Below are 18,602 nucleotides of genomic sequence, written 5' to 3' on the forward strand. Positions count from 1 at the left end.
CAGATGGGTGCCGCGCTGGCTCATGGCGGGCATCAGGTCGTGCGCTTCGTAGAAAAGCCCGATGCCGCAACCGCCACGAATTACCTGAGGAGCGGCGATTACCTCTGGAATTCCGGCATGTTCTGCATGCGGGCCGATGTGCTGCTGCAGGCCATGGCAGAGCACGCTCCGCAAGTGTACGCCGCGGCATCCGCTGCCTGGGAGTGCAGCAGCCGTAACGGAGACAGTATCGAGCTGGACGAGGCGCTTCAGGGGGCGCCCGATCTTTCCATCGATTACGCCGTCATGGAGAAGGCCAGTAACGTCGCGGTGATCCGCGCGGAATTCGGCTGGGATGACCTGGGCGCCTGGAACGCCTACGGCGCCTTGATGGAGATCGATGCGCATAACAACCACATGGTGGTTAGGGACAGCGTGCTCGTGGACAGTACGGACTGCGTAGTACACAGCCCAGACCGGGTGACGGCATTGCTGGGGGTGCGTGATCTGCTGATCGTAGACACTCCGGATGCCCTGCTTGTCGCCGACAAAAGCCGCGATCAGGACGTCAAGCGTATCGTGGAGATTCTTCGCTCGCGCCGCCACGCCGCCGTCGACACGCATGTTACCTGCCATCGTCCCTGGGGCAGTTATACGGTGCTGGAGGAAGGCGATCATTTCAAAATCAAGCGCATCGTGGTCAAACCCAAAGAAAAGTTATCCTTGCAGATGCATCATCATCGCAGTGAACACTGGATTGTGGTGTCTGGTACCGCGCTCGTCCATGTGGGCGGTGAAGAACGCTTGATCATGACCAATGCGTCCACCTTTATCCCGGCAGGAGAGACCCATCGCCTCAGTAATCCAGGCGTCATAGACCTGCACCTGATCGAGGTGCAAAGTGGCGCCTATCTGGGCGAAGATGATATCGTGCGCTTCGAGGATATCTATGGGCGGGCTCTACCCGATGCGCAAAGCGAGTCCGCTCCGAGAGTCAGCTGATAAGAGGAATCTCTGTGCCGCAATCCATCTGGAACCGGGTCAAGAACCTCAACAAGCTGTTTATCTACGTGGTGCTGCTGCCGACGGGTTTATCCATCCTGTACTTCGGTCTCATTGCCTCGCCGGTGTACATCAGCGAATCCGCCTTCGTGGTCTATAGCCCCAGCCAGCGCATCAGCAGTTCCGGCCTCGCCAGCCTGCTGAGCGGGCTGGGTGGCAGCAACTCCACCAGCGCGGCGGAAACCATCCATGCCTATGTGGATTCCTGGGATGCCATGATGGCCCTCAACAACGCCTACGATCTCAAAAAAGTCTACGGTAGCGATAATATCGACATTTTCGATCGCTTCGGCGGCGTGTTTTTCCCCCATAGCAGCTATATCAATCTCTTGCGCTATTACCAGTCCATGGTCACCGACAATCTGAACAATACCAGCGGTATCACCAAGCTCAAAGTGCGTGCTTACGGTGCCGAAGATGCGCGTAAGATCAACGCCTTCCTGCTGCAAAAAAGTCAGAATATCGTCAACCGGCTCAATAAAAGGGCAAGAGTCGAGGGGGTGTACTACGCGCAGAAAGACGTCACTGCCGCCGAGCAAAAGCTGCGGGATGCCACCCTGGCGCTCGCCAATTACCGCAACCGCCACGGCGTTTTCAGCCCGCCCGCCCAATCGGCTTTGCAACTGGGCATGGTTTCCAAACTCCAGGATCACCTCATCACCCAAAAAACCCAGCTCGATGCCATCCGCGCGCACGCCCCCGGTAATCCGCAGATACCGGTGCTGAAAAGCTCCATAAAGGCGCTGCAAGGCGAGATCCTGGCGGAAAACGCCAAAGTCACCGGCTCCAAACAATCGCTGGCCAGCAAAGACACCGAGTATGAGCGCCTGAACGTCAACCAGCTTCTCGCGCAGAAATTGCTGGAAGCGGCGGTGACCTCCCTGGAGCAGGCGCGTCTTACGGCACAGAAGCAGGAACTGTATCTGGAAACCATCAGCAGACCGAATTTGCCCGATGCACCGCAGGAACCGAAGCGCTTTGAAGATGTGCTGGCGGTATTGCTGGTGTCGCTGATGGTCTGGGGCGTCCTGAGCATTCTGTTTGCAGGGATTCGAGAGCACCATGCCCGCTAACAGCGGCTCGATCTTTTGGGATAATTTGCGGCTACAGGGGCGCATAATTTGGGCGCTCACCTTGCGCGAGACGGTGACGCGGTTCGGGCGAGAGGGGCTGGGCATGCTGTGGATGATTGGCGAACCGGCGCTGTTTGTGATCGGAGTGATGATCATCTTCTCATTTATTGATTCTGGGTATCCCTATGGTATCAGCCCTGCGGAGTGGCTCGCGGTGAGCTATCCCACTCTACTGTTCTGGAGAAATGGTACCGGGAGGGTGACCGGGGCCATAGAGCAAAACCGATCCTTGCTGCACCATCAGCCCATTCGGCCCATGGATATTCTCTATGCGCGCATCCTTCTGGAATTCGCCAGCGGGATGGCGGTGTTCCTGTTTCTTTTTCCCATATTCATCGTCGTGGGAATATGTCACTTACCGAGCAATCTACTGATCATGGCGGTCGGCTATCTATTGACCATCTGGTTTTCCTTTGGCTTTGTGCTGATTATGGCGGGGCTTGCCGAACTCAGTGAAACCATCGAAAAGACGTCTCACATCATTTTGTATTTGATGCTGCCGTTTTGCGGCGTTTTTGTTCCCACATTTCTGGTGCCGGAACCTTATCGGAATTATTTGCTCTACTTTCCATTGATCGATGCGGTGGATTATTTCCATCATGGCTACTTTGGCCCGACGGTGCCCAGTTACTATCATCTGGGTTACACCGTGCTCGCGTTGTTGGGGATGACATTGTTTGGCCTGGCCATTTCAGGGGTGGCCATCCGTCGAGTAAAGGTGGCGTGAGATGGTGATGGAAACCGAAAATGTTTTAGACGGTACGCTTTTTTCTAAACCTTTGAGAATAAGCACCGCTAAAAATGACGAGGGCGGGAGGACATCGCCAACGATATCATGACATTTTCCCTGGGATGACAGGAAAGGCAACACCCTATGAACGACTTGCTTCTGGAAAATATCCATAAAACCTTCCCCATCCGCCATGGCCGGGACAAACAGGTGGTGCTGGATGACATTTCCTTGCGGGTTCGTCCCGGAGAGCGTTGGGGCATCATGGGACCGAATGGCGCGGGCAAGTCCACCATCATTCAGATCATCAGTGGATCTCTCACGCCCGATTCAGGCACCGTGCACCGGGGAATGAATGTTTCCTGGCCCATAGCCTTTGGCGGGGCATTCCACAGTAGTCTGACGGGGCGGGACAATGCCCGGCTCATCGCCAGGGTGTACGGTGTGGACGTGGATGAGACCGTGGCGGGGGTGGAGGCTTTCGCGGAACTCGGGACCTATCTGGACGAGCCCGTCAAGACCTATTCCTCGGGTATGAATTCCCGCCTGAGCTTCGCCCTGAGTATGGCCATCGATTTCGATTGCTTTTTGGTGGACGAGGTCATCTCCGTGGGCGACATCCGCTTTAATCGCAAGTGTGAAGAGGAGCTGCGAAGCCGGGAGAACAAGGCCATGGTGTTGGTCTCTCACCATCTGGATATTATCCGCAACAACTGCGATCACGCGGCCTTTTTGCAGCATGGCAAGCTGCACTTTTTCGATTCGGTCGACGAAGCCATCCGCACCTATGAGCAGATGTGACCGGGTACTTTGGGGCTTTTGGGTGCCATTAGGTATTTCCAAATGCGACTGAAACATTACTGGCCTTTTACGACCCGACTGGAGCCTGCCCTGCTTGCACTCTCGGATGGTGATTTTGTAGAAGCGCTCTATCAGCGTCACCTCGGTCGTGTTGCCGATGATCACGGCAAGGCGCATTACCTGCACTTGTTGCAGCACGGATGGACGCGACCTCGGGTGCTGCGGGACTTTAAGCGCTCACCGGAGGCCCGTCGTTATGCTCGGCATCAAAAGCACCGCGATTTCCTGAAAACGATTTTGCGCCCGGAGCAGTCCCCCTTGCTGCCTGATGAACTGCGCCGATGTCCGCCACAAAAACCCCGCACCGCACTGCTCGGCACCTGTCTTGCCGAGAGCTTGCTGCAGGTGGCCTTGGAGTTGGAGTGGTCCATGCGGCATTACCTCATGGATTCGGGCTTGCAGGAGGTGGATCGGCAGATAGTTGCCGATGCCTTTGATGTGGTCCTTGTCAATCTCACCCTGCGCACCCTCCTCAGCATGTCGGTAGAAGAGGGCGACGGCGATCTTTTTCATCTGCGCCCAGAGCTGGATATGGGGCAGATTCAGGCGCAGGCCGTCCTCAACGTGCAGCAGGTGGTGGATCATATATTGGCCGCCATTCCACCGGGTTTGCCGGTGTTCTTCGTGTCCCTGCTGGAACCTCCTCCGCAGGTGGCGGGCGTGCTGGGACGTAACCGTCAGGGTTCCCTGTATGGCCTGGTCAGAAGCCTCAACGATGCCCTGGAGGACCATCTGGCCGCGTCGCCGCGGGGCTATTATCTGGAAATCAACGATATCCGCCAGTATTACGGCGATGCCAGTGCGTACGACGGCTATCTGTCCCACTATACCCATAATGGCTTATCGCCGTTGAGCGTGCAGGGCGAATGGATAGCTCGGGATATATTGGAGCGACTGGAAGGCGCCATGCGGGTGTTGCGCGCGGAGGACCCCGTCAAACTGATCATCACCGACCTGGATAATACCCTTTGGCGCGGCGTGTTGGCAGAAGAGGACGAGATCGTCCCCTGGCAGCATACCGAAGGCTGGCCGCTGGGCTATGCCGAGGCTCTGCTGGAGTGCAAGCGGCGTGGGATATTGCTGGCCATTTGCAGCAAGAACGATGAGGGACCGACCCGCGAGCGCTTCCAACAACTGTGGGGTCAGCGCTTGCGTCTGGAAGATTTTTGCTCCGTGCAGATCAACTGGCAGCCCAAATCCCAAAACATCGCTCAGATTCTGCGCACGACCAACATTCTGCCCGATCATGCCCTGTTCATCGATGACCACCCCCTGGAGATCGAAGAGGTGCGCCGGGCTTTTCCGCGGATGCGCTTTTTGACGGGGGCGCCCGAGCGCTGGCGACATGTCTTGCTCCATGCCCCCGAAACCCAGGTGGCGCGCGTCAGCGAGGAGTCCGCCCTGCGCGCCGATTCGATCCAGGCCAAGGCGGCGCGGGATCTGGCGGCGGTGGATATGGATCGGGACGCCTGGCTGCGGTCTTTGGGCCTGACTCTGCGTTTTGACCGCATTGTCGATGTCGGGCACTCCCGTTATGCCCGCGCTCTGGAGCTGCTGAACAGAACCAATCAGTTCAATACCACCGGCCAGCGCTGGAGCGATGCGGAATTGCGGGACTGGCTGGCTTCTGGAGGCTGCTTGCTGGCGGCGCGTGCCGAAGATCGCTTTACCAATCACGGCCTCGTTGCTTTGGCCCTGCTGCGCGACCATGGGATTGAACAGGTGGTGCTATCCTGCCGAGTATTTAGTCTGGGTATCGAAAGTGCTTTATTGGTCGAAGCGTTGCGACAGATGCAGGAGGGTGGACATGCGGATTTTGTGGGGCATTTCACCGCCACCGGCCGCAATGACGCCTGTCGCGACTTCTGGCCCGCCCACGGCTTTACCCAGGATGCAGGGAGTTCTTTGTGGCGGGGTTCTCTGGTACCCGACGCTCCAACGTGGATTCGCTCGGAGGGCGGATGACGGTGCGCCGGGAGACCGGTAAGGAGTAAAGGGTGCAGAGAGGTGCAGGACCCCTGCCATCGCTGTTTAACAGGCACCATGCACTCGTTTGTGAGAGGTGTTCAGTAATAGATACAAATCATGCCATACTATCCCCATGGGATTGTACGATTTGCCAGAGTACCAGTTGGAGCTGCTTCTTAGATTTTTTTGAGGCGGTTGAACGCACGTTGTGTGATCTGGATATTCCGCACGCGGTGATTGAGGAAAAATGAGATGACGCAAAGCAAGATACAGACTCTACGGGAACTCAAAGCGGAAATGCTGGCCGTTGTCCGTGGTGAACGAGCGCCCCCACCCTGTCCAGGTGGAGTATCTTATGAGTCTGCCGGCGCCGTGCTGCGTTTGTTGACCGCTGAAAATCGTGAATTGCTCGCTGTGATCGATAAAACGCATCCCGAGTCTGTTGCTGCCCTTGCCAGACAATTGCATCGTGCTGAACCCAATGTCAGTCGCACCCTGAATAAACTCGAAGCCTGTGGTCTGGTGCGGTTACGTGAAGGGAAAGGAAAGGCAAAGATCCCCGAGGTGCTTGCTCGCCGCATCACTGTGGATATTGATGTGTTTGGCGCCCATGACCGGATTAGTCTGGTCTGAGCATCACCCCCTGGACGCCTTGAGCAATTGGTGCAGATAACCGCGCGCCTCCCAGGACACGGTCGCCGGATTCGGCCCAACCTGCGGCGTTTGCGGTGGGGATTCTTGTAGATCACTTTGCTGCACGGCGTCACACAATGTGCTGACCCGCTGTTGGAGCGCCTCAACCCGATTGGCGAGATCAGGATGGATGGACGCATCCGGAATCGGGGGCGCGTCGCGTTTGATCAACTGTGTTACGTAATCGGTAGCCCAATGTTCCCAATCAAAACCAGCATGTTCCTGGCGGTCAATTCCAAAGGTGGGCAAAAATTTCCAGCGTAGGCGCCCCAGCGGCAGATATCGTACTTTTTGGTAGCGGGTGACCAACGTATCCAGATCTACACTGATCGCATGGGGCGCATACCGTCGCCCTTCTGGAGAGGTGCGTATTTCAGCCAGAAGCAGGGCACGGCTGGATCCGCGCTGTAGACACAGGGCATAGTGCACGAGACCGACGACATCGGGTTCACGTCCCAGGATGGCGGTGAAAGCGCCGGGTATGAATGCCGCGTTGGGCAAGGTCAACAACCCGCGTAGATCCGGTGTAAGCGCTTTTTCGCGTTCCGACATACGTGCACCTCCTAGTGCTGGTGGTCCAGTAGCAGATGTTTACAGAACGGGGCACTAGCCAACCCACTGAGTGCGAAATCGTCAAACACGCAAGCGCCGTGTGAAAATGCCGCAGACAGATCGGCATGGCTCTCGTGTACATAAAAGCGATTCAGGCCGTCAAAATACACGAAACCATATCCACGTCGCAGCAGGGCGCGTTCCCAGACCGGATCGAGGGGTACGTCGGAAAGCGGCAGCGTGCTTTCCACCACCACGATCCACGGTCTGACCTGGTTGCGTAGCCAGCCACGCAATACCTCCGGCTCACTGCCTTCCACATCGATTTTGAGCCAATGAATCTCACGTCCTTCAGCCATTTTGAATACCGCGGCCAGCGTGCTTTGCTGAACGTCGATGCGATCCACCGGGAAACCGTTATGCGCGTGTTCCTCCGCAATACTTTGGATGACGGTCGATAAGCCCGTTTCCCGGATGACATAAAAGGTGGTCTCCCCGCGCTGCTTGCCGAGCACGGCCTGGACGACCGTTTCGTCGGGACGGTCCGCGCGTAAAAGGGCTGCGTAGGCGGGTACTGGCTCCACATGGATACCACGCCAACCTCGGTCATAAAACGCGCGACTGACGGAATCTATCCGTGGATGCTGCGCTCCCACGTCGATATAGAAGCCTGACTGAACGCCCTTGAGCGCGCGCAGCAGCATGACATCTTCAAAGTTCTGCGCGTAAGAGATCCAGGTCACAACGACACCTCCAAAATACACCACAAAGGAACGGCATCTGACGTCCGGGAGTCGCCTTATCTTTCTACCACAATGCTGGTGCTGGCGCGAACATCAACGGATGACGGATGGCGCGGCATGCGCCTCACGGTAAAGCGTATTCAACTGGGATGGGGTGACATCCACATAACCCGGACCGAGCGCCTTGAGGAGCAGGTACAGGCGGTGCATACCCATGGCCCAATTCAGAACGAAGACGTTGATAAACGCCGGGCGCGTCGCGCCCACATGGGCGCGAATCTGCTGGACGAGGTAGGGGATTTCCTCAGCCTTATCAAGCGTCCAATTCGTGGCTGCCCGAAAGACCACCTGTCCGCTGGGCAGTGAATAAGTGATCCGGCGGTAACCCCGTTCACCCGCATAGCCGTAGTCGGGCATGAAAAATCTTACCTGCGGGAGCGCCGCCGCGGCCTGCGCGATGTCTTGCATGGCGTCTTGATTATCCGGCGTGAAAGCCTGATGCGTACGAAAAGTGCGCATATCCATCCGCCGCAGGTAATCCCCGGTCCATCGATAAAAATGCTGCAGGGCGGCATGGGGATGATCCGTGCGCTCCGCCCAGACGGAGGGATAGATGTAACCGATACCGGAAACACCCCCTATGAACTCATCTTCCGGTCCAGCATGCCGGTAGTACCATTCCGCCAGCGTAGGCGCCACATCGATGAGGGTCGGTCCCATCGTCCACCCGACGGCGAATTTGCCATGGTACGGGCTTTTGAACCAACGCCAGAAAAAATTCTGCCAGGTATTCAAGTTGTCGCCATCGGAAACGGTCAGCGAGAGATACACCTTGGATCGATCCAGTGGCGGAGGTGGGGCGGACTTCTGCCGTAGCGTCGCCAACCGCACGCCGCTGAATACGGAAAGATTATGCACATGATTGCTGACCACGGTGACCTTGCCGAATTCCGACGCCAGTTTGACCCCCTCACCTTCCCCGAGGCCAACACCGTCGCCGTTCCACCAGAAGCCCCGCACCACCCCATCCAGCGGCGTGGCGGCAAAGAGCTTTTCTATCTGTTGTTTTTCCTCGGCCATGTCTGCTCCCGGCTTCCGCTGTTCCCTGGGACCTGTTACCCAAAACGTCATCCCCCGCGCGGCAATGATCTGATCCTCCGCGCCATCGGCCAAAAGCTCTGGGTCCAAACATAAAAACAGAAAGGGATTCATCCGCGGCGCCAATCGTGTCCGCAGGTACCGCAGGGCTTCCGCGTCATTCTTGAAACGCCCGCGCAAATCTACCTTGATCGGCACATTCAGTTGCCGCGCCAGGGCGGGCGTGGCCACCACCAGGCGGTCCACCGCCGCAATATCCACCGCGATGTCCGGAGAGATATACACCTTCGGGTCCGGGATCACCGCGCCCCGTATGTCACCGCGAAAAATCCGTACCAGCGACAATGGCTGTTTCACCCGAATCGGCGTGCCGGTTTGTCCCTGTTTTTGCATCTGGCGTAGCCAGAACTGGTCATCCGGTTTCCAGATCAGGTAAATACGCGGCTGGGTGCGGTTGACAATCCCTTGTAGCGTCACCAGCAGCCGTTTTTGATCTGGCGGGAGTGCGCTGATATTCGCCACATACAGGTGCCGGGCCGGCGGTGGCATCTTCGGCTGGAGGGTCGGGTATGTTCTTTTGATCTGGGGCAAAAGAACATGTGCTGGCAAAACGGACGTCCTCGTTGAGGCCGACGCAGCGGACATGCTGGGCGAGAGCGCCGACGCGCATCCGCCAAGGGCTACGAGGGCCCACGCGACGACGATCAGCCGCAAGCCGCAATGGAGGCAATCATTAAATCGCCTCCCTGAAAGGAATGAATATGCTGTTTTTTGCATCGTCAAAGGGATATGAATAAGTCCCAACCCCCGGCGTTGCATCCCCCCACTTGGTTATCATTAGCTCCCTATTTTTTTGCCAGAAGTAAGATACCTTCTCATAAATCTCCACATTCTGTCTTTTTGTCGAGCTTCTTTCGTGTCTGCATAATATGCGTTCATCGGTATGCGTTGAAATGTTACACAAGGATGCACGCACTATGTAATCCATATCCTCATAATAGGCCGGGGTAAATTCTTCATCAAAGGCGCCGACCAATTTTCTGGCTTGCAGCCCAAAACTGAAACAGGCGAAATCCTGCGGCCTGACAACCGTTGTGCCATCCTCCTGCGGTTCTTCGCCAGTCAAAAAAATCAGCCCATGATCTCTATGCGTCAGTATAAATTCAATCCAGTCGTCAAATCCGGTCTGCAGAAACTCAACATCATCATTGATGACCACTGTGATATCATTCCCGGATTTCGTGGATTCAATGATTCCGTCATTCCAGCTTTTTGCCAGCCCCCTATTTTCACAGTGGAAATGCAGATGAGACCGCCTCTCCGCAAAGAGATGAGTTATGTCATCCACCAATGATTCCGAACCATGATGATGCACGTACCATTCACACATATGTTTGGAATGTATGGAGTCAACCAGTCGTGTCGGAACCATTCCATAGGTAACCACAACAATTCCGACTCTCGGAAAATCCGCAACTTTATATATTTCCATCAATCCCAGCTGAATCTTGTGGTGCCGACCCACGCGAACGCGCACTTCCATATCCTGGCACTCCGCCTCGACGGCGAAGCTCAGCGCGACCAGCAGGCCTTCCTGCCCATCCATCGTCGCTTGCAGCCCTTGCTCAGCGAGGATGCGCTGACCGGTTTCCATACACACATCCACAAAGGCATCGCTCACACTGGCGGCGCTGCCGTACAGATCCACTCGGTAATGCCCCGGCTCCAGCGCCATATATGGCCCGTACAGTAAATGCCCCGCCTGTCCGGTACTCACCAGGGCATGTCCCTTGCGCTGTCCGATTTCAGTGCATAATGCGGCATCGGACCCCAAAAAACGGGCGACAAACTGGGGCTTCATGCCACCTCCTCCAAGACGATGCCATCGATACGCAGTGAAATCCCACTCCCCACATACACCCTTACCTCCACATCCGACGCATAGGCAGTCAATTCAAAAGCCGCTCGGCCCAATTCACAGGAGGACGCGGCTTTAGTGGCATAGAGGGGCTGCGCGATAGCGATATCCAGGCCTTTATTCCACGCCACATCCATCCGGCAATCGTCCAAACCACCGACCGCCGGGGATGCGCCACGGACCGTGGCCAGATACCGCCCTTTGGGCAATTCCACATACGGGCCTGAAAGCAACCATCCCTGCGTTCCCGTGGCATGCACGCTGCGACCAACGGGGTACCCCGCGAATGTGGTCATTTTGGGGTGTGTGGCCCAGTAGCGATAAGTTCGGGCAGGAAAAGACGTCGCTTGAATGGCTGTGGTGGTTGCGACCGCTCTCGGAGGCTTCAACGCCGGTTCAGATGTGGCTTTGCGGATCTCCAATTTATCCAGAGAGACGTCGCTCCTTTCTCCCACCCATACCCTGACCTCCAGATCATGCCGATCTTCATCCAGGATAAACGGCAAGGTAACAGTAAAACGACCATCATTTTGCGCTAGGCTCGCCAAGTCAGCACGAGCAAGCATCTTGGCGCCCTGTTGGTAGCTCACGTCCATATGCGCGCCATCGTCACAGCCCCCAAGCCCCACATGGCCCGTCCAGGTGGCTATGTAACTCCCGACCCTGAGCGATAATCTCGCGGGACCATAGGTCAGGTAACCTGGAACACCGGTGCTCCGGATCGTCGTGCCGATACGCTCGCCGACGACTGTCATCACGCGGTGATCCGACCCCCAGTGCCGCGCCACAAGGTCGTCATCCTTGACGGGTGTCCAGAGGTCTTGCCACTGATCGTTCAAGATCACGTCCAGCATCTCTTGGGTGGCTGCCGCCCAGGTCAACCAGGGCATCGCGTCCGATTTCACGGCGGTGCCGGCATGCTCTTGCTCCAGCCATCGCACAATCGCCCTGGACAAATCTTCCGGCGCGAGTCCGCTGAAATAACTGGCGTGTTCTCCCGCCACCTCGCGGAATACCGGGATATCACGCGCGAGGATGGGCAATTTATGTCGTGCCGCTTCGATCAGCGGTAGCCCAAAACCTTCATCCAGTGATGCCGCGATCAGGCAGCGGCTGGCCGCGTAGACCTGCTCCAACAGGTCGTCGTCGATGCCTTGCAACCAGAACAGATGCCGTTCACGCTGTGGATGCGTCAGCAGACGCTCGGCGAGTTCATCCACTTTCCAACCCTGCTTGCCCACGATGACCAGATTACACTCGATGCCCTGAGCCCATAACCTGTCGAAGGCGGCGAGGGTTTGCGCATGACCCTTGCGCGGTTCCACGGTGCCCACCATCAAAAAGGCCGGAAAGCGCCGGATGGCCGCCAACTGCGCCGACTGCTCGGAAGTGGCATGAAAGGACTCGCTGGTTGTGGGATCGACCACATCGCTCCCCAATGGCGTCCAACCCAATGGAATCGAATGACCTGTTTGCGGGCCGAATAAACGGAGCCACTCTTTGAGGCTTGCCATCACGGTGGCTGAAATGCAGATGAGGCCAGAACTGATCTTCGCCAATGTCAGCAGCCAACGCATATGGGCTTCGTGTACGGAGATGTGCGTCGTTTCGGGAAGCGTCAATGGCAAAACATCGTAAACCATAAAGATCATTTTGATCCCCTGCAACCGCCACATGGATAATGCAGGTTCATGAATGCGCACGATATCCGGTACCCAGTCCGGCGAAAAAAATACGTCGCCCATGGTTGCGCAGACGGGATCGTCGCTGAGTGAAAAATCTCCCAACTCCAGGAGTCGCGCCGTGAATTTGCGGGCGTAACGATAACCGTGTTCCGGTGTGGCATAGATGGGTTCCACCCGATATCCATCCGGCGGATTCCGTAGCAATTCCTGCAGCACGCTGCGCACGACACGCTCGATACCGGATTTACCGTCGTGCCGGGCCAACCCAGAAATATCCAGCAGGAGCTGCTGTATGGTTGGGCGACGTGGGGGGTAAATCTGCGCCACGTGCTCCGCCAAGGCTACCAAGTCACCGGGATGCGGTGGGGGGGGCAGTGATTGCAACTGTTTGACCAGCCCCTGGGCGCCCTCCTCGGACGCATCATAAAAACGCTCGATCGCCTGGGCATATTGCGCAGCGCACTTTCTGGGCAGGTGATTCTTCCGAATATGTGCCGCGGCACGTCGACCCAGTTCGCTGCGTAACGCCGGTTGGTCATAGAGTTGTTCCAACGCTTCACTCAAGGCGTCGACATTCAACGCTTCGGGTAGGCGATACACCACATTCGACGGTAAATCGGCCATGCTCCCATTGGCATTGACGATGGTGGGCAGACCGTAATTCATGCAATCCAGCACTGTGCCCGATGTTTCTCCCCGCGATTGGGTACGGAGTTGTACCGCCAAATCGGCAGCCGCCAAGTATCGTTTATAGGTCGCACCATCCGCCCAACCCGTGATGGTGATGTGTCCCTGAATGGATTTCAGCAAGCGTCGCAATCGGTCGCCATAGCTACCGCCATCCGGCAGTTTGCCCACGAATACCAATCGGCAACGCGGATTTTTCGCCAATACGGACGATGCCCAAGCCTCAATCAGTGTGTGGTTGAGCTTGGTCTCTCCCAGCAAGCCAAAGGCGCAAACCAGAAAAATATCATCGGTAAATCCGAGTTCTGTCCGTGCCTGCGCACGAGGTATATCGACCACTGGAACACGCAAATGCGGAATGACTGACCAATCCGCGGCCAATTCCGCGCCATACCACTGCTTTGCCATTCGGAGAGAACAATCAGAGTGGACAACGATTCCTCGTGCCTGCTGCAATACCCGCAGATTGCAGGGATATTTAGCGATCAATTCGGCGATATCCCGCTGATTCTCGGCCCGATAGCGCTCCACCATGGCTGGCCAGCCATGGGCATGCAGCAGAGCCCGATCCCATACACTGGGCTGCTGGTTCGCCAAAACCCAGCCAAGAACACCGCTCAGGTAAAAATCGTGCAGCACGACCACACCCGGATAGCGTTCAAGCAAATTGAACATATGGGCATGATATTCGGAATTGCCGAATTGATACAGGATACGATCATAGTGATACGCGTGCTGCTCAAACCATGCCACAGAACGCAGCGTGGCATTCCCCAGCACCCATGAGTCCGTGACGGGCTCCTCCTGATCGACGATCACCTCGATGGCGTAGTACCTGGATAACTCTGGCAACAATTCGGCGCTATAGTCGGCAATGCCGCTCCTGGCCTCTCGCAGGGAGGAAAAATAGGCCAGACGTGGCCGTTGACGGCGAGGCGGCTGTCCATGCACGGATTCGCCCATGTTTTGGGTCTGCCACTGGGCATGTGCCGCTTCCACCGCCTGCAGCGCAAGTCGGGCACTGCGGTCCCAGGAAAATTTCTTGGCCTGTTGCAAGCCGTGCTGGATAAGTTGCTGACGAAATCGTTCATTCGTGAGCACCCGCTCCATACTGTGCGCGATGGACTGCGGTTCATTGGGGTCGAATAGCGCCTCATCCCAACCCATGACTTCCGGCAGGCTGGTCGTATCGCTTGCGATGGTGGGTGCGCCACAAGCCATGGCTTCCAAGGCCGGCAGGCCAAATCCTTCATGCAGTGATGGAAACACAAAAAGGTCACAGGCTGCGTACAGCCGAACCAGGTCGTTGTCTGGAACATATCCCGTAAAGAGCACATCGTTATCGTCGAGACCTGATTGTGCAGCCAGAGCAAGGAGCGAATACTTATAATCGGGGTGTGTAAATTTACCGATGAACACCAATTGGATGTCGTTACGTACAGCCTTTGGCAATAGAGCGAACGCACGGATAAGATGCTCCGGATTTTTCCTTTCCTCAATGGCGGAGGAGGTCAGCACAAAACGCTTGACGATGGCGTACTGTGCCTTGAGCGCGGCGATCTCCTCGGTTTCAAGAACCACTTCATGAAACAGGTCTGACACTGCCGCGGAGATATTAGTTATCTTTTCCGCGGGACAACCCAAGAAGCTGACCGCCTCGGATTTGCTCGACTCCGAAATGGAAAGCCCGAAATCCGTGCGCCGGAAATCGTCCACCTTGCGCAAATACCAGGCCAGTGTAGCCTCTGGCCAATCCAGATCATCCTGATGATGCTGCACCAGGGGAATCAGATCATATAGCACCGGAGCAATGAGATAATTCTGCTTTACCTTATGCACCGACGAAATGGTTTGGTCACCCCACCCTTCCATGAGCGAACAAACAATGACCGCATCCGGATTTAGCGCGGCGAGAAAATGCTCATACAATAGTTCACTGGCATCCCGTCGCCAGATATTTAGCGGATCGGCGGTATGTGTCGGACCCAGTGGATTAAAAATTTTAAACGCCGAATCTGATAACAATTCACCAAAAGCTGCACGTATCTCATCAATCGTATCCGCAAATGCGGCGCTCAGCATGATGAGAATCTCGTGTGGACCTTTGTTCCTGGCAATCGCCAGCGCGATGGATAAAGAGTAGCGCCCGATACCACGATTTCTGCTGTCGTTCTGGGCACCCTGGAGGTCAATGACAATACGCATACCGGAGTGTTTCCTAATTATTTATGGCTAGGCGGATATATGTTGCAGCATTTGCGCATAGATGCTCCGTGCTGCCCAGGAAACCTCGGTCAGTGGTACTGCTGGAGGATATGCCTTAGACACGGTTTGCTGTATGGAGACGGTCTCTTGCTCTGCTGCGCCTGGTTCCCGTAGCAACGGTGCCGCCTGTTGCAGTACGGCGGATAAAGCATCGACACGCCGTTCAATGGCGGCGAGTTTATTTTCTGTCTCTGGCCCCGTCGTCGCCGAAGCATGCTTCGGTTTCCGCGCCTCTGAGTAATGGCTAAACCAGAGCGCCCAGTCAAAGTCCCCACGCGGAGATCTTGCCGCATAACGTGACAGGAAAATCCAACGCCAGCGGCCTAATGGCCAGCCGCGCGCACGGCGATAACGCCTCTGCAAAATGTCCAGTTCACGGTCGGGCGCGTGCGCGGCATGCGCCTGCCCCTCCGCGGAACTTCGCATCTCCGCCAGCACCAACGCACGGCTGGCACCGGAGCGCAACCGCTCAACATAATGCGCAAGACCAATAACATCCGGTTCGCGGCCAACGACGCTTTCAAAGGCTGCGGGTAGAAACGCTTCATCCGGTAGATTGAGCAAGAGATACAGATTCATGCGATTTCCTATGAGAGTGCTCTCCACTTCCAGATGCATAAGCCTCGGGGGATTACACCATTGAGCCTAAGCATTATCCATGCCAATTTTATTTTCTTATGGTTTACAGCATGTAAGATTAGAGCGTTCCGCAAGAATTCTTTGCGCAGAGATCTATACCGTAGGTGATTTACTACAGAATCATATGTCATACCCCGCCAATTTATTTATTTTAAATAGAAACATTTGGTTAATCGTGTAGCTAATTTGCTACGCTCTGTTCAATGCCCAGTTGGTGACAAAACGATTCGTTACCCCGATCAAGGTGTTAGGATGACAGGGACAGAGGGACTTTGGCGGGGCAACGTGCCGCCCCAATGGCCGACATGGATTAGGATTTGGGGAAGGATAATTTTGGGGGCACGGCTCCTTGCCGGGCACCGGAAGATTGCTCCTTAACGTGATCACGCCCATAATAGTTTGACCAACTATATGACCAGATAGGGTGACGCCATATGGAATCTGTCGTATCTATCGCACTGGCCGAAGCCAAGGCGCACCTGAGCCAGGTGCTCGATCGGGTGGAGGCGGGCGAGGAGTTGGTGATCACCCGGCGCGGCAAACCGGTGGCCCGTGTCGTTCCTGTGCGGCAGCCGGTGGTGCCCCTGCCGTCCCTGGCCGCATTCCGGGCACAGTTCCCCAAAATGCGGCGTTCCAGCACCGAAATGATCCGTGCAATCCGTGATGAAGGCTATTGATGGTCTATCTGGACACCAGCTTCATTGCGCCGTTGTTTATTGCGGAAGAAAGCAGCGACGCAGTCGAAAGCCATCTGCGGCATCTTGATGGCGCTCTGGCCACGTCAGACTGGACGCGCGTAGAGTTTGCCAGTCTGTTGGCGCGCAGAGTGCGGATGAAGGAGTTGGACATCGCGCAGGCCGATGCAATCCGCGAGGCCTTTGAGGTCACCCTGTTGAGTTCTTTTCAAATGCTGGCGCTCAGTTCCGCGGATTGCGCAGTAGCGGTGCAATTGCTCCATGACCCGGCTACGGGATTACGGGCAGGAGACGCGCTTCATTTGGGCATCATCCACAATCACCGTCGTCCCCGGCTGTTGTCATTGGATCAGGGCATGGTAAAGGCCGCGCAGCTATTGGATTTTCCTGCCAGCACCGGCATTGGGACAGAAGGATAAGGCGTGTGGCTTCCGCGCGTGCGCTGATTTGCGGGTCGTCGCTTTCCGGTTGCGCTTTGCATTTTTAAGCGTACAGTCAGAGCGTTAATGTACATCTGGAGGGGCATTATGAATGCGACACAGCTTAGGGCGAATCTTTTTGTGGTGCTGCGTCGGGTACTCAGTACCGGCAAGCCAGAAGAAATTGAGTGGAAGGGGCGGCATGTGCAGATCGTCCCACGCGACCCCTTGCCCGTTTTAGGAAAGCTCGCGCGCCTCCGGCCCCATCCCGAAGCCTTGCAGGACGATATGGAAAGCATCGTTCATCTGGACTGGTCGTCGGAGTGGCAGGGCGGTGATGACAGTCGCCTATCTTGATACCCATGCTCTGGTTTGGCTCTACGTCGGCGTGGTGGAGCGTTTCGCGGCGGCGAGTCAGCGCGTTATCGAGACTCATGACCTGCTGGTGTCTCCTATGGCCTTGCTGGAGGTTCAGTATTTGTGCGAGAAGGGTGTCGTGACGGTGGCGCCGGACACGTTATTTGCCGAGTTGGCGCAGACCATAGGGCTTGCGGTATGCACCATCCCCTTTGCGATGATCAGCAGGTCGGCCTTGGCGCTGAGTTGGACACGCGACCCTTTTGACCGGCTCATCGTCGCTCAGGCGATGGTGTATGGACGGCCGTTAGTGAGCAAAGACCGGCTGATTGCGCAGTATTACCCTCACACCGTTTGGTAGCGATCATCCCTATGCAAAATTCAACAAACAATTTGCGCGTCCTCATGGAAATGCGCCCCGCCCTGGACGGCTTTTACGGTATCCCCCAGGAGACCCGTCTGCTCTATGGGGTGCTGTCCACCTTGCCGGGGCTGGAGTTGTCCGGCTTGCTGCAAATGTCCAAGCGCGGCGTGCGCGGCGGGGTCTACAGGAACGCGGCGCTGTCGGAGGCGGAGCGGGTGCATCGCTTTGCGCGGGTGGTGGTGTCCCTCAAGGGTCGCAGCGCGCTGGACTGGAAAGGCGATGTCGTAGAGTGGCTGGACAATCTCTGGCAGACCTGGCGCTTGCGTTATGCGGCGTGGACCGGGCTGGGGCGTATTCCTTTGGGCCACTTCGAGACTCGCTATTTCCGCGATTTTGTTTGGCAGGAACTCTACGGCCGAAGCCTGCCCGCCGCCGACCGGGAGCAGGTGCTGCGCAGTGATTATCGGGTCTGTGCCTATCCGTGGCGGCGCATGCATCTGGTGGGCATCGAACGGGCGCAGGTTTTGTCGCATTCCCGTTATCCGCTGCTGGATACTAGGGGGCTGGATGTGTTTGTCGCCCAGACCCCCTTCCCGGGGCGGGTGAGTCCGGGTACGGCGCTGGTGGTGCATTATCACGACGCCATTCCGGTGTTGATGCCCCACACCATCTCCGACCGTGCCTTTCATCAGGCCAGCCATTTTCAGGCGATGGCCGCCAATGTGCGTTCCGGGGCGCATTTTGTCTGCGTATC

The 18,602-nt window shown here is 56.5% G+C and carries 16 protein-coding genes and 1 pseudogene; 11 read left to right on the forward strand and 6 right to left on the reverse strand.

From position 1 onward, the window contains the following. The 6 genes from HF921_RS02945 to HF921_RS02970 all read left to right on the forward strand — a co-directional run. Positions 1-981, forward strand: a 981-nt coding sequence (locus tag HF921_RS02945; protein ID WP_215893273.1) for a mannose-1-phosphate guanylyltransferase/mannose-6-phosphate isomerase, incomplete at its 5' end; no start/stop codon positions are given. A gap of 14 nt (positions 982-995) precedes the next feature. After that, positions 996-2,114 carry a capsule biosynthesis protein gene (locus HF921_RS02950; protein WP_215892379.1) on the forward strand — a complete coding sequence of 373 codons (1,119 nt, stop codon included), beginning with the start codon at positions 996-998 and terminating at the stop codon, positions 2,112-2,114. Further along, the gene (locus tag HF921_RS02955) at positions 2,104-2,901 is read left to right on the forward strand and encodes an ABC transporter permease (RefSeq protein WP_215893274.1); all 798 of its coding nucleotides are present in this window, start codon (positions 2,104-2,106) and stop codon (positions 2,899-2,901) included. Before HF921_RS02950 ends, HF921_RS02955 begins: the two co-directional genes overlap by 11 nt. Before the next feature lie 147 nt (positions 2,902-3,048). Next, entirely contained in the window at positions 3,049-3,705 is a 657-nt protein-coding gene (locus HF921_RS02960) for an ABC transporter ATP-binding protein (RefSeq protein ID WP_215892377.1), read from the forward strand. 42 nt (positions 3,706-3,747) lie between these two features. After that, positions 3,748-5,730: an HAD-IIIC family phosphatase gene (locus tag HF921_RS02965; RefSeq protein ID WP_215893275.1), complete on the forward strand. Its 1,983-nt coding sequence runs from the start codon at positions 3,748-3,750 to the stop codon at positions 5,728-5,730. A 255-nt stretch (positions 5,731-5,985) separates the two neighbouring features. Beyond that, positions 5,986-6,366: an HVO_A0114 family putative DNA-binding protein gene (locus HF921_RS02970; protein WP_215859931.1), complete on the forward strand. Its 381-nt coding sequence runs from the start codon at positions 5,986-5,988 to the stop codon at positions 6,364-6,366. Positions 6,367-6,369: 3 nt separating this feature from the next. Here HF921_RS02970 and HF921_RS02975 read toward each other — a convergent pair whose 3' ends face one another. The 6 genes from HF921_RS02975 to HF921_RS03000 form a co-directional block, all read right to left on the reverse strand. Beyond that, a complete protein-coding gene (locus tag HF921_RS02975; protein ID WP_215892375.1) occupies positions 6,370-6,978 on the reverse strand; it encodes a hypothetical protein in 609 nt (202 codons plus the stop codon). An 11-nt stretch (positions 6,979-6,989) separates the two neighbouring features. Continuing rightward, positions 6,990-7,721 carry an FkbM family methyltransferase gene (locus tag HF921_RS02980; protein WP_215892374.1) on the reverse strand — a complete coding sequence of 244 codons (732 nt, stop codon included), beginning with the start codon at positions 7,719-7,721 and terminating at the stop codon, positions 6,990-6,992. A 93-nt stretch (positions 7,722-7,814) separates the two neighbouring features. Then, positions 7,815-9,428 carry a GxGYxYP domain-containing protein gene (locus HF921_RS02985; RefSeq protein WP_226834302.1) on the reverse strand — a complete coding sequence of 538 codons (1,614 nt, stop codon included), beginning with the start codon at positions 9,426-9,428 and terminating at the stop codon, positions 7,815-7,817. 124 nt (positions 9,429-9,552) lie between these two features. Beyond that, positions 9,553-10,596, reverse strand: coding sequence for a glycosyltransferase family 2 protein (locus tag HF921_RS02990; protein ID WP_215893276.1), 1,044 nt, complete (start codon positions 10,594-10,596; stop codon positions 9,553-9,555). Positions 10,597-10,676: 80 nt separating this feature from the next. Further along, positions 10,677-15,314 (reverse strand): glycosyltransferase, encoded by a 4,638-nt coding sequence (locus HF921_RS02995; RefSeq protein ID WP_215893277.1) that lies wholly within the window; start codon positions 15,312-15,314, stop codon positions 10,677-10,679. A gap of 27 nt (positions 15,315-15,341) precedes the next feature. Next, positions 15,342-15,953 carry a DUF4214 domain-containing protein gene (locus tag HF921_RS03000; RefSeq protein WP_215893278.1) on the reverse strand — a complete coding sequence of 204 codons (612 nt, stop codon included), beginning with the start codon at positions 15,951-15,953 and terminating at the stop codon, positions 15,342-15,344. 494 nt (positions 15,954-16,447) lie between these two features. Here HF921_RS03000 and HF921_RS03005 point away from each other — a divergent pair, with 494 nt between their 5' ends. The 5 genes and pseudogenes from HF921_RS03005 to HF921_RS03025 form a co-directional block, all read left to right on the forward strand. Then, positions 16,448-16,690, forward strand: a complete 243-nt coding sequence (locus HF921_RS03005; RefSeq protein ID WP_064219469.1) for a type II toxin-antitoxin system Phd/YefM family antitoxin — start codon at positions 16,448-16,450, stop codon at positions 16,688-16,690. Then, positions 16,690-17,127, forward strand: a complete 438-nt coding sequence (locus HF921_RS03010) for a type II toxin-antitoxin system VapC family toxin (RefSeq protein WP_215860702.1) — start codon at positions 16,690-16,692, stop codon at positions 17,125-17,127. The genes HF921_RS03005 and HF921_RS03010 overlap by 1 nt, the downstream gene beginning before the upstream one ends. A 108-nt stretch (positions 17,128-17,235) precedes the next feature. Next, a complete protein-coding gene (locus HF921_RS03015) occupies positions 17,236-17,484 on the forward strand; it encodes a hypothetical protein (RefSeq protein WP_215892824.1) in 249 nt (82 codons plus the stop codon). Next, on the forward strand, positions 17,465-17,845 hold the full coding sequence (locus tag HF921_RS03020; protein WP_215860704.1) for a type II toxin-antitoxin system VapC family toxin: 381 nt from the start codon (positions 17,465-17,467) through the stop codon (positions 17,843-17,845). Before HF921_RS03015 ends, HF921_RS03020 begins: the two co-directional genes overlap by 20 nt. 11 nt (positions 17,846-17,856) lie before the next feature. After that, a pseudogene (locus HF921_RS03025) lies at positions 17,857-18,602 on the forward strand (glycosyltransferase family 4 protein); the annotation flags it as partial.

This window comes from Acidithiobacillus ferriphilus, assembly GCF_018854775.1.
Lineage (GTDB): Bacteria > Pseudomonadota > Gammaproteobacteria > Acidithiobacillales > Acidithiobacillaceae > Acidithiobacillus > Acidithiobacillus ferriphilus.

Excerpts from the sequence above, each read along its gene's own strand:
- HF921_RS02955 (WP_215893274.1), top strand. The coding sequence starts at position 2,104 with ATGCCCGCTAACAGCGGCTCGATCTTTTGGGATAATTTGCGGCTACAG.
- HF921_RS02960 (WP_215892377.1), top strand. The coding sequence starts at position 3,049 with ATGAACGACTTGCTTCTGGAAAATATCCATAAAACCTTCCCCATCCGC.
- HF921_RS02965 (WP_215893275.1), top strand. The coding sequence starts at position 3,748 with ATGCGACTGAAACATTACTGGCCTTTTACGACCCGACTGGAGCCTGCC.
- HF921_RS02970 (WP_215859931.1), top strand. The coding sequence starts at position 5,986 with ATGACGCAAAGCAAGATACAGACTCTACGGGAACTCAAAGCGGAAATG.
- HF921_RS02975 (WP_215892375.1), bottom strand. The coding sequence starts at position 6,978 with ATGTCGGAACGCGAAAAAGCGCTTACACCGGATCTACGCGGGTTGTTG.
- HF921_RS02995 (WP_215893277.1), bottom strand. The coding sequence starts at position 15,314 with ATGCGTATTGTCATTGACCTCCAGGGTGCCCAGAACGACAGCAGAAAT.
- HF921_RS03000 (WP_215893278.1), bottom strand. The coding sequence starts at position 15,953 with ATGAATCTGTATCTCTTGCTCAATCTACCGGATGAAGCGTTTCTACCC.
- HF921_RS03005 (WP_064219469.1), top strand. The coding sequence starts at position 16,448 with ATGGAATCTGTCGTATCTATCGCACTGGCCGAAGCCAAGGCGCACCTG.
- HF921_RS03010 (WP_215860702.1), top strand. The coding sequence starts at position 16,690 with ATGGTCTATCTGGACACCAGCTTCATTGCGCCGTTGTTTATTGCGGAA.
- HF921_RS03015 (WP_215892824.1), top strand. The coding sequence starts at position 17,236 with ATGAATGCGACACAGCTTAGGGCGAATCTTTTTGTGGTGCTGCGTCGG.
- HF921_RS03020 (WP_215860704.1), top strand. The coding sequence starts at position 17,465 with ATGACAGTCGCCTATCTTGATACCCATGCTCTGGTTTGGCTCTACGTC.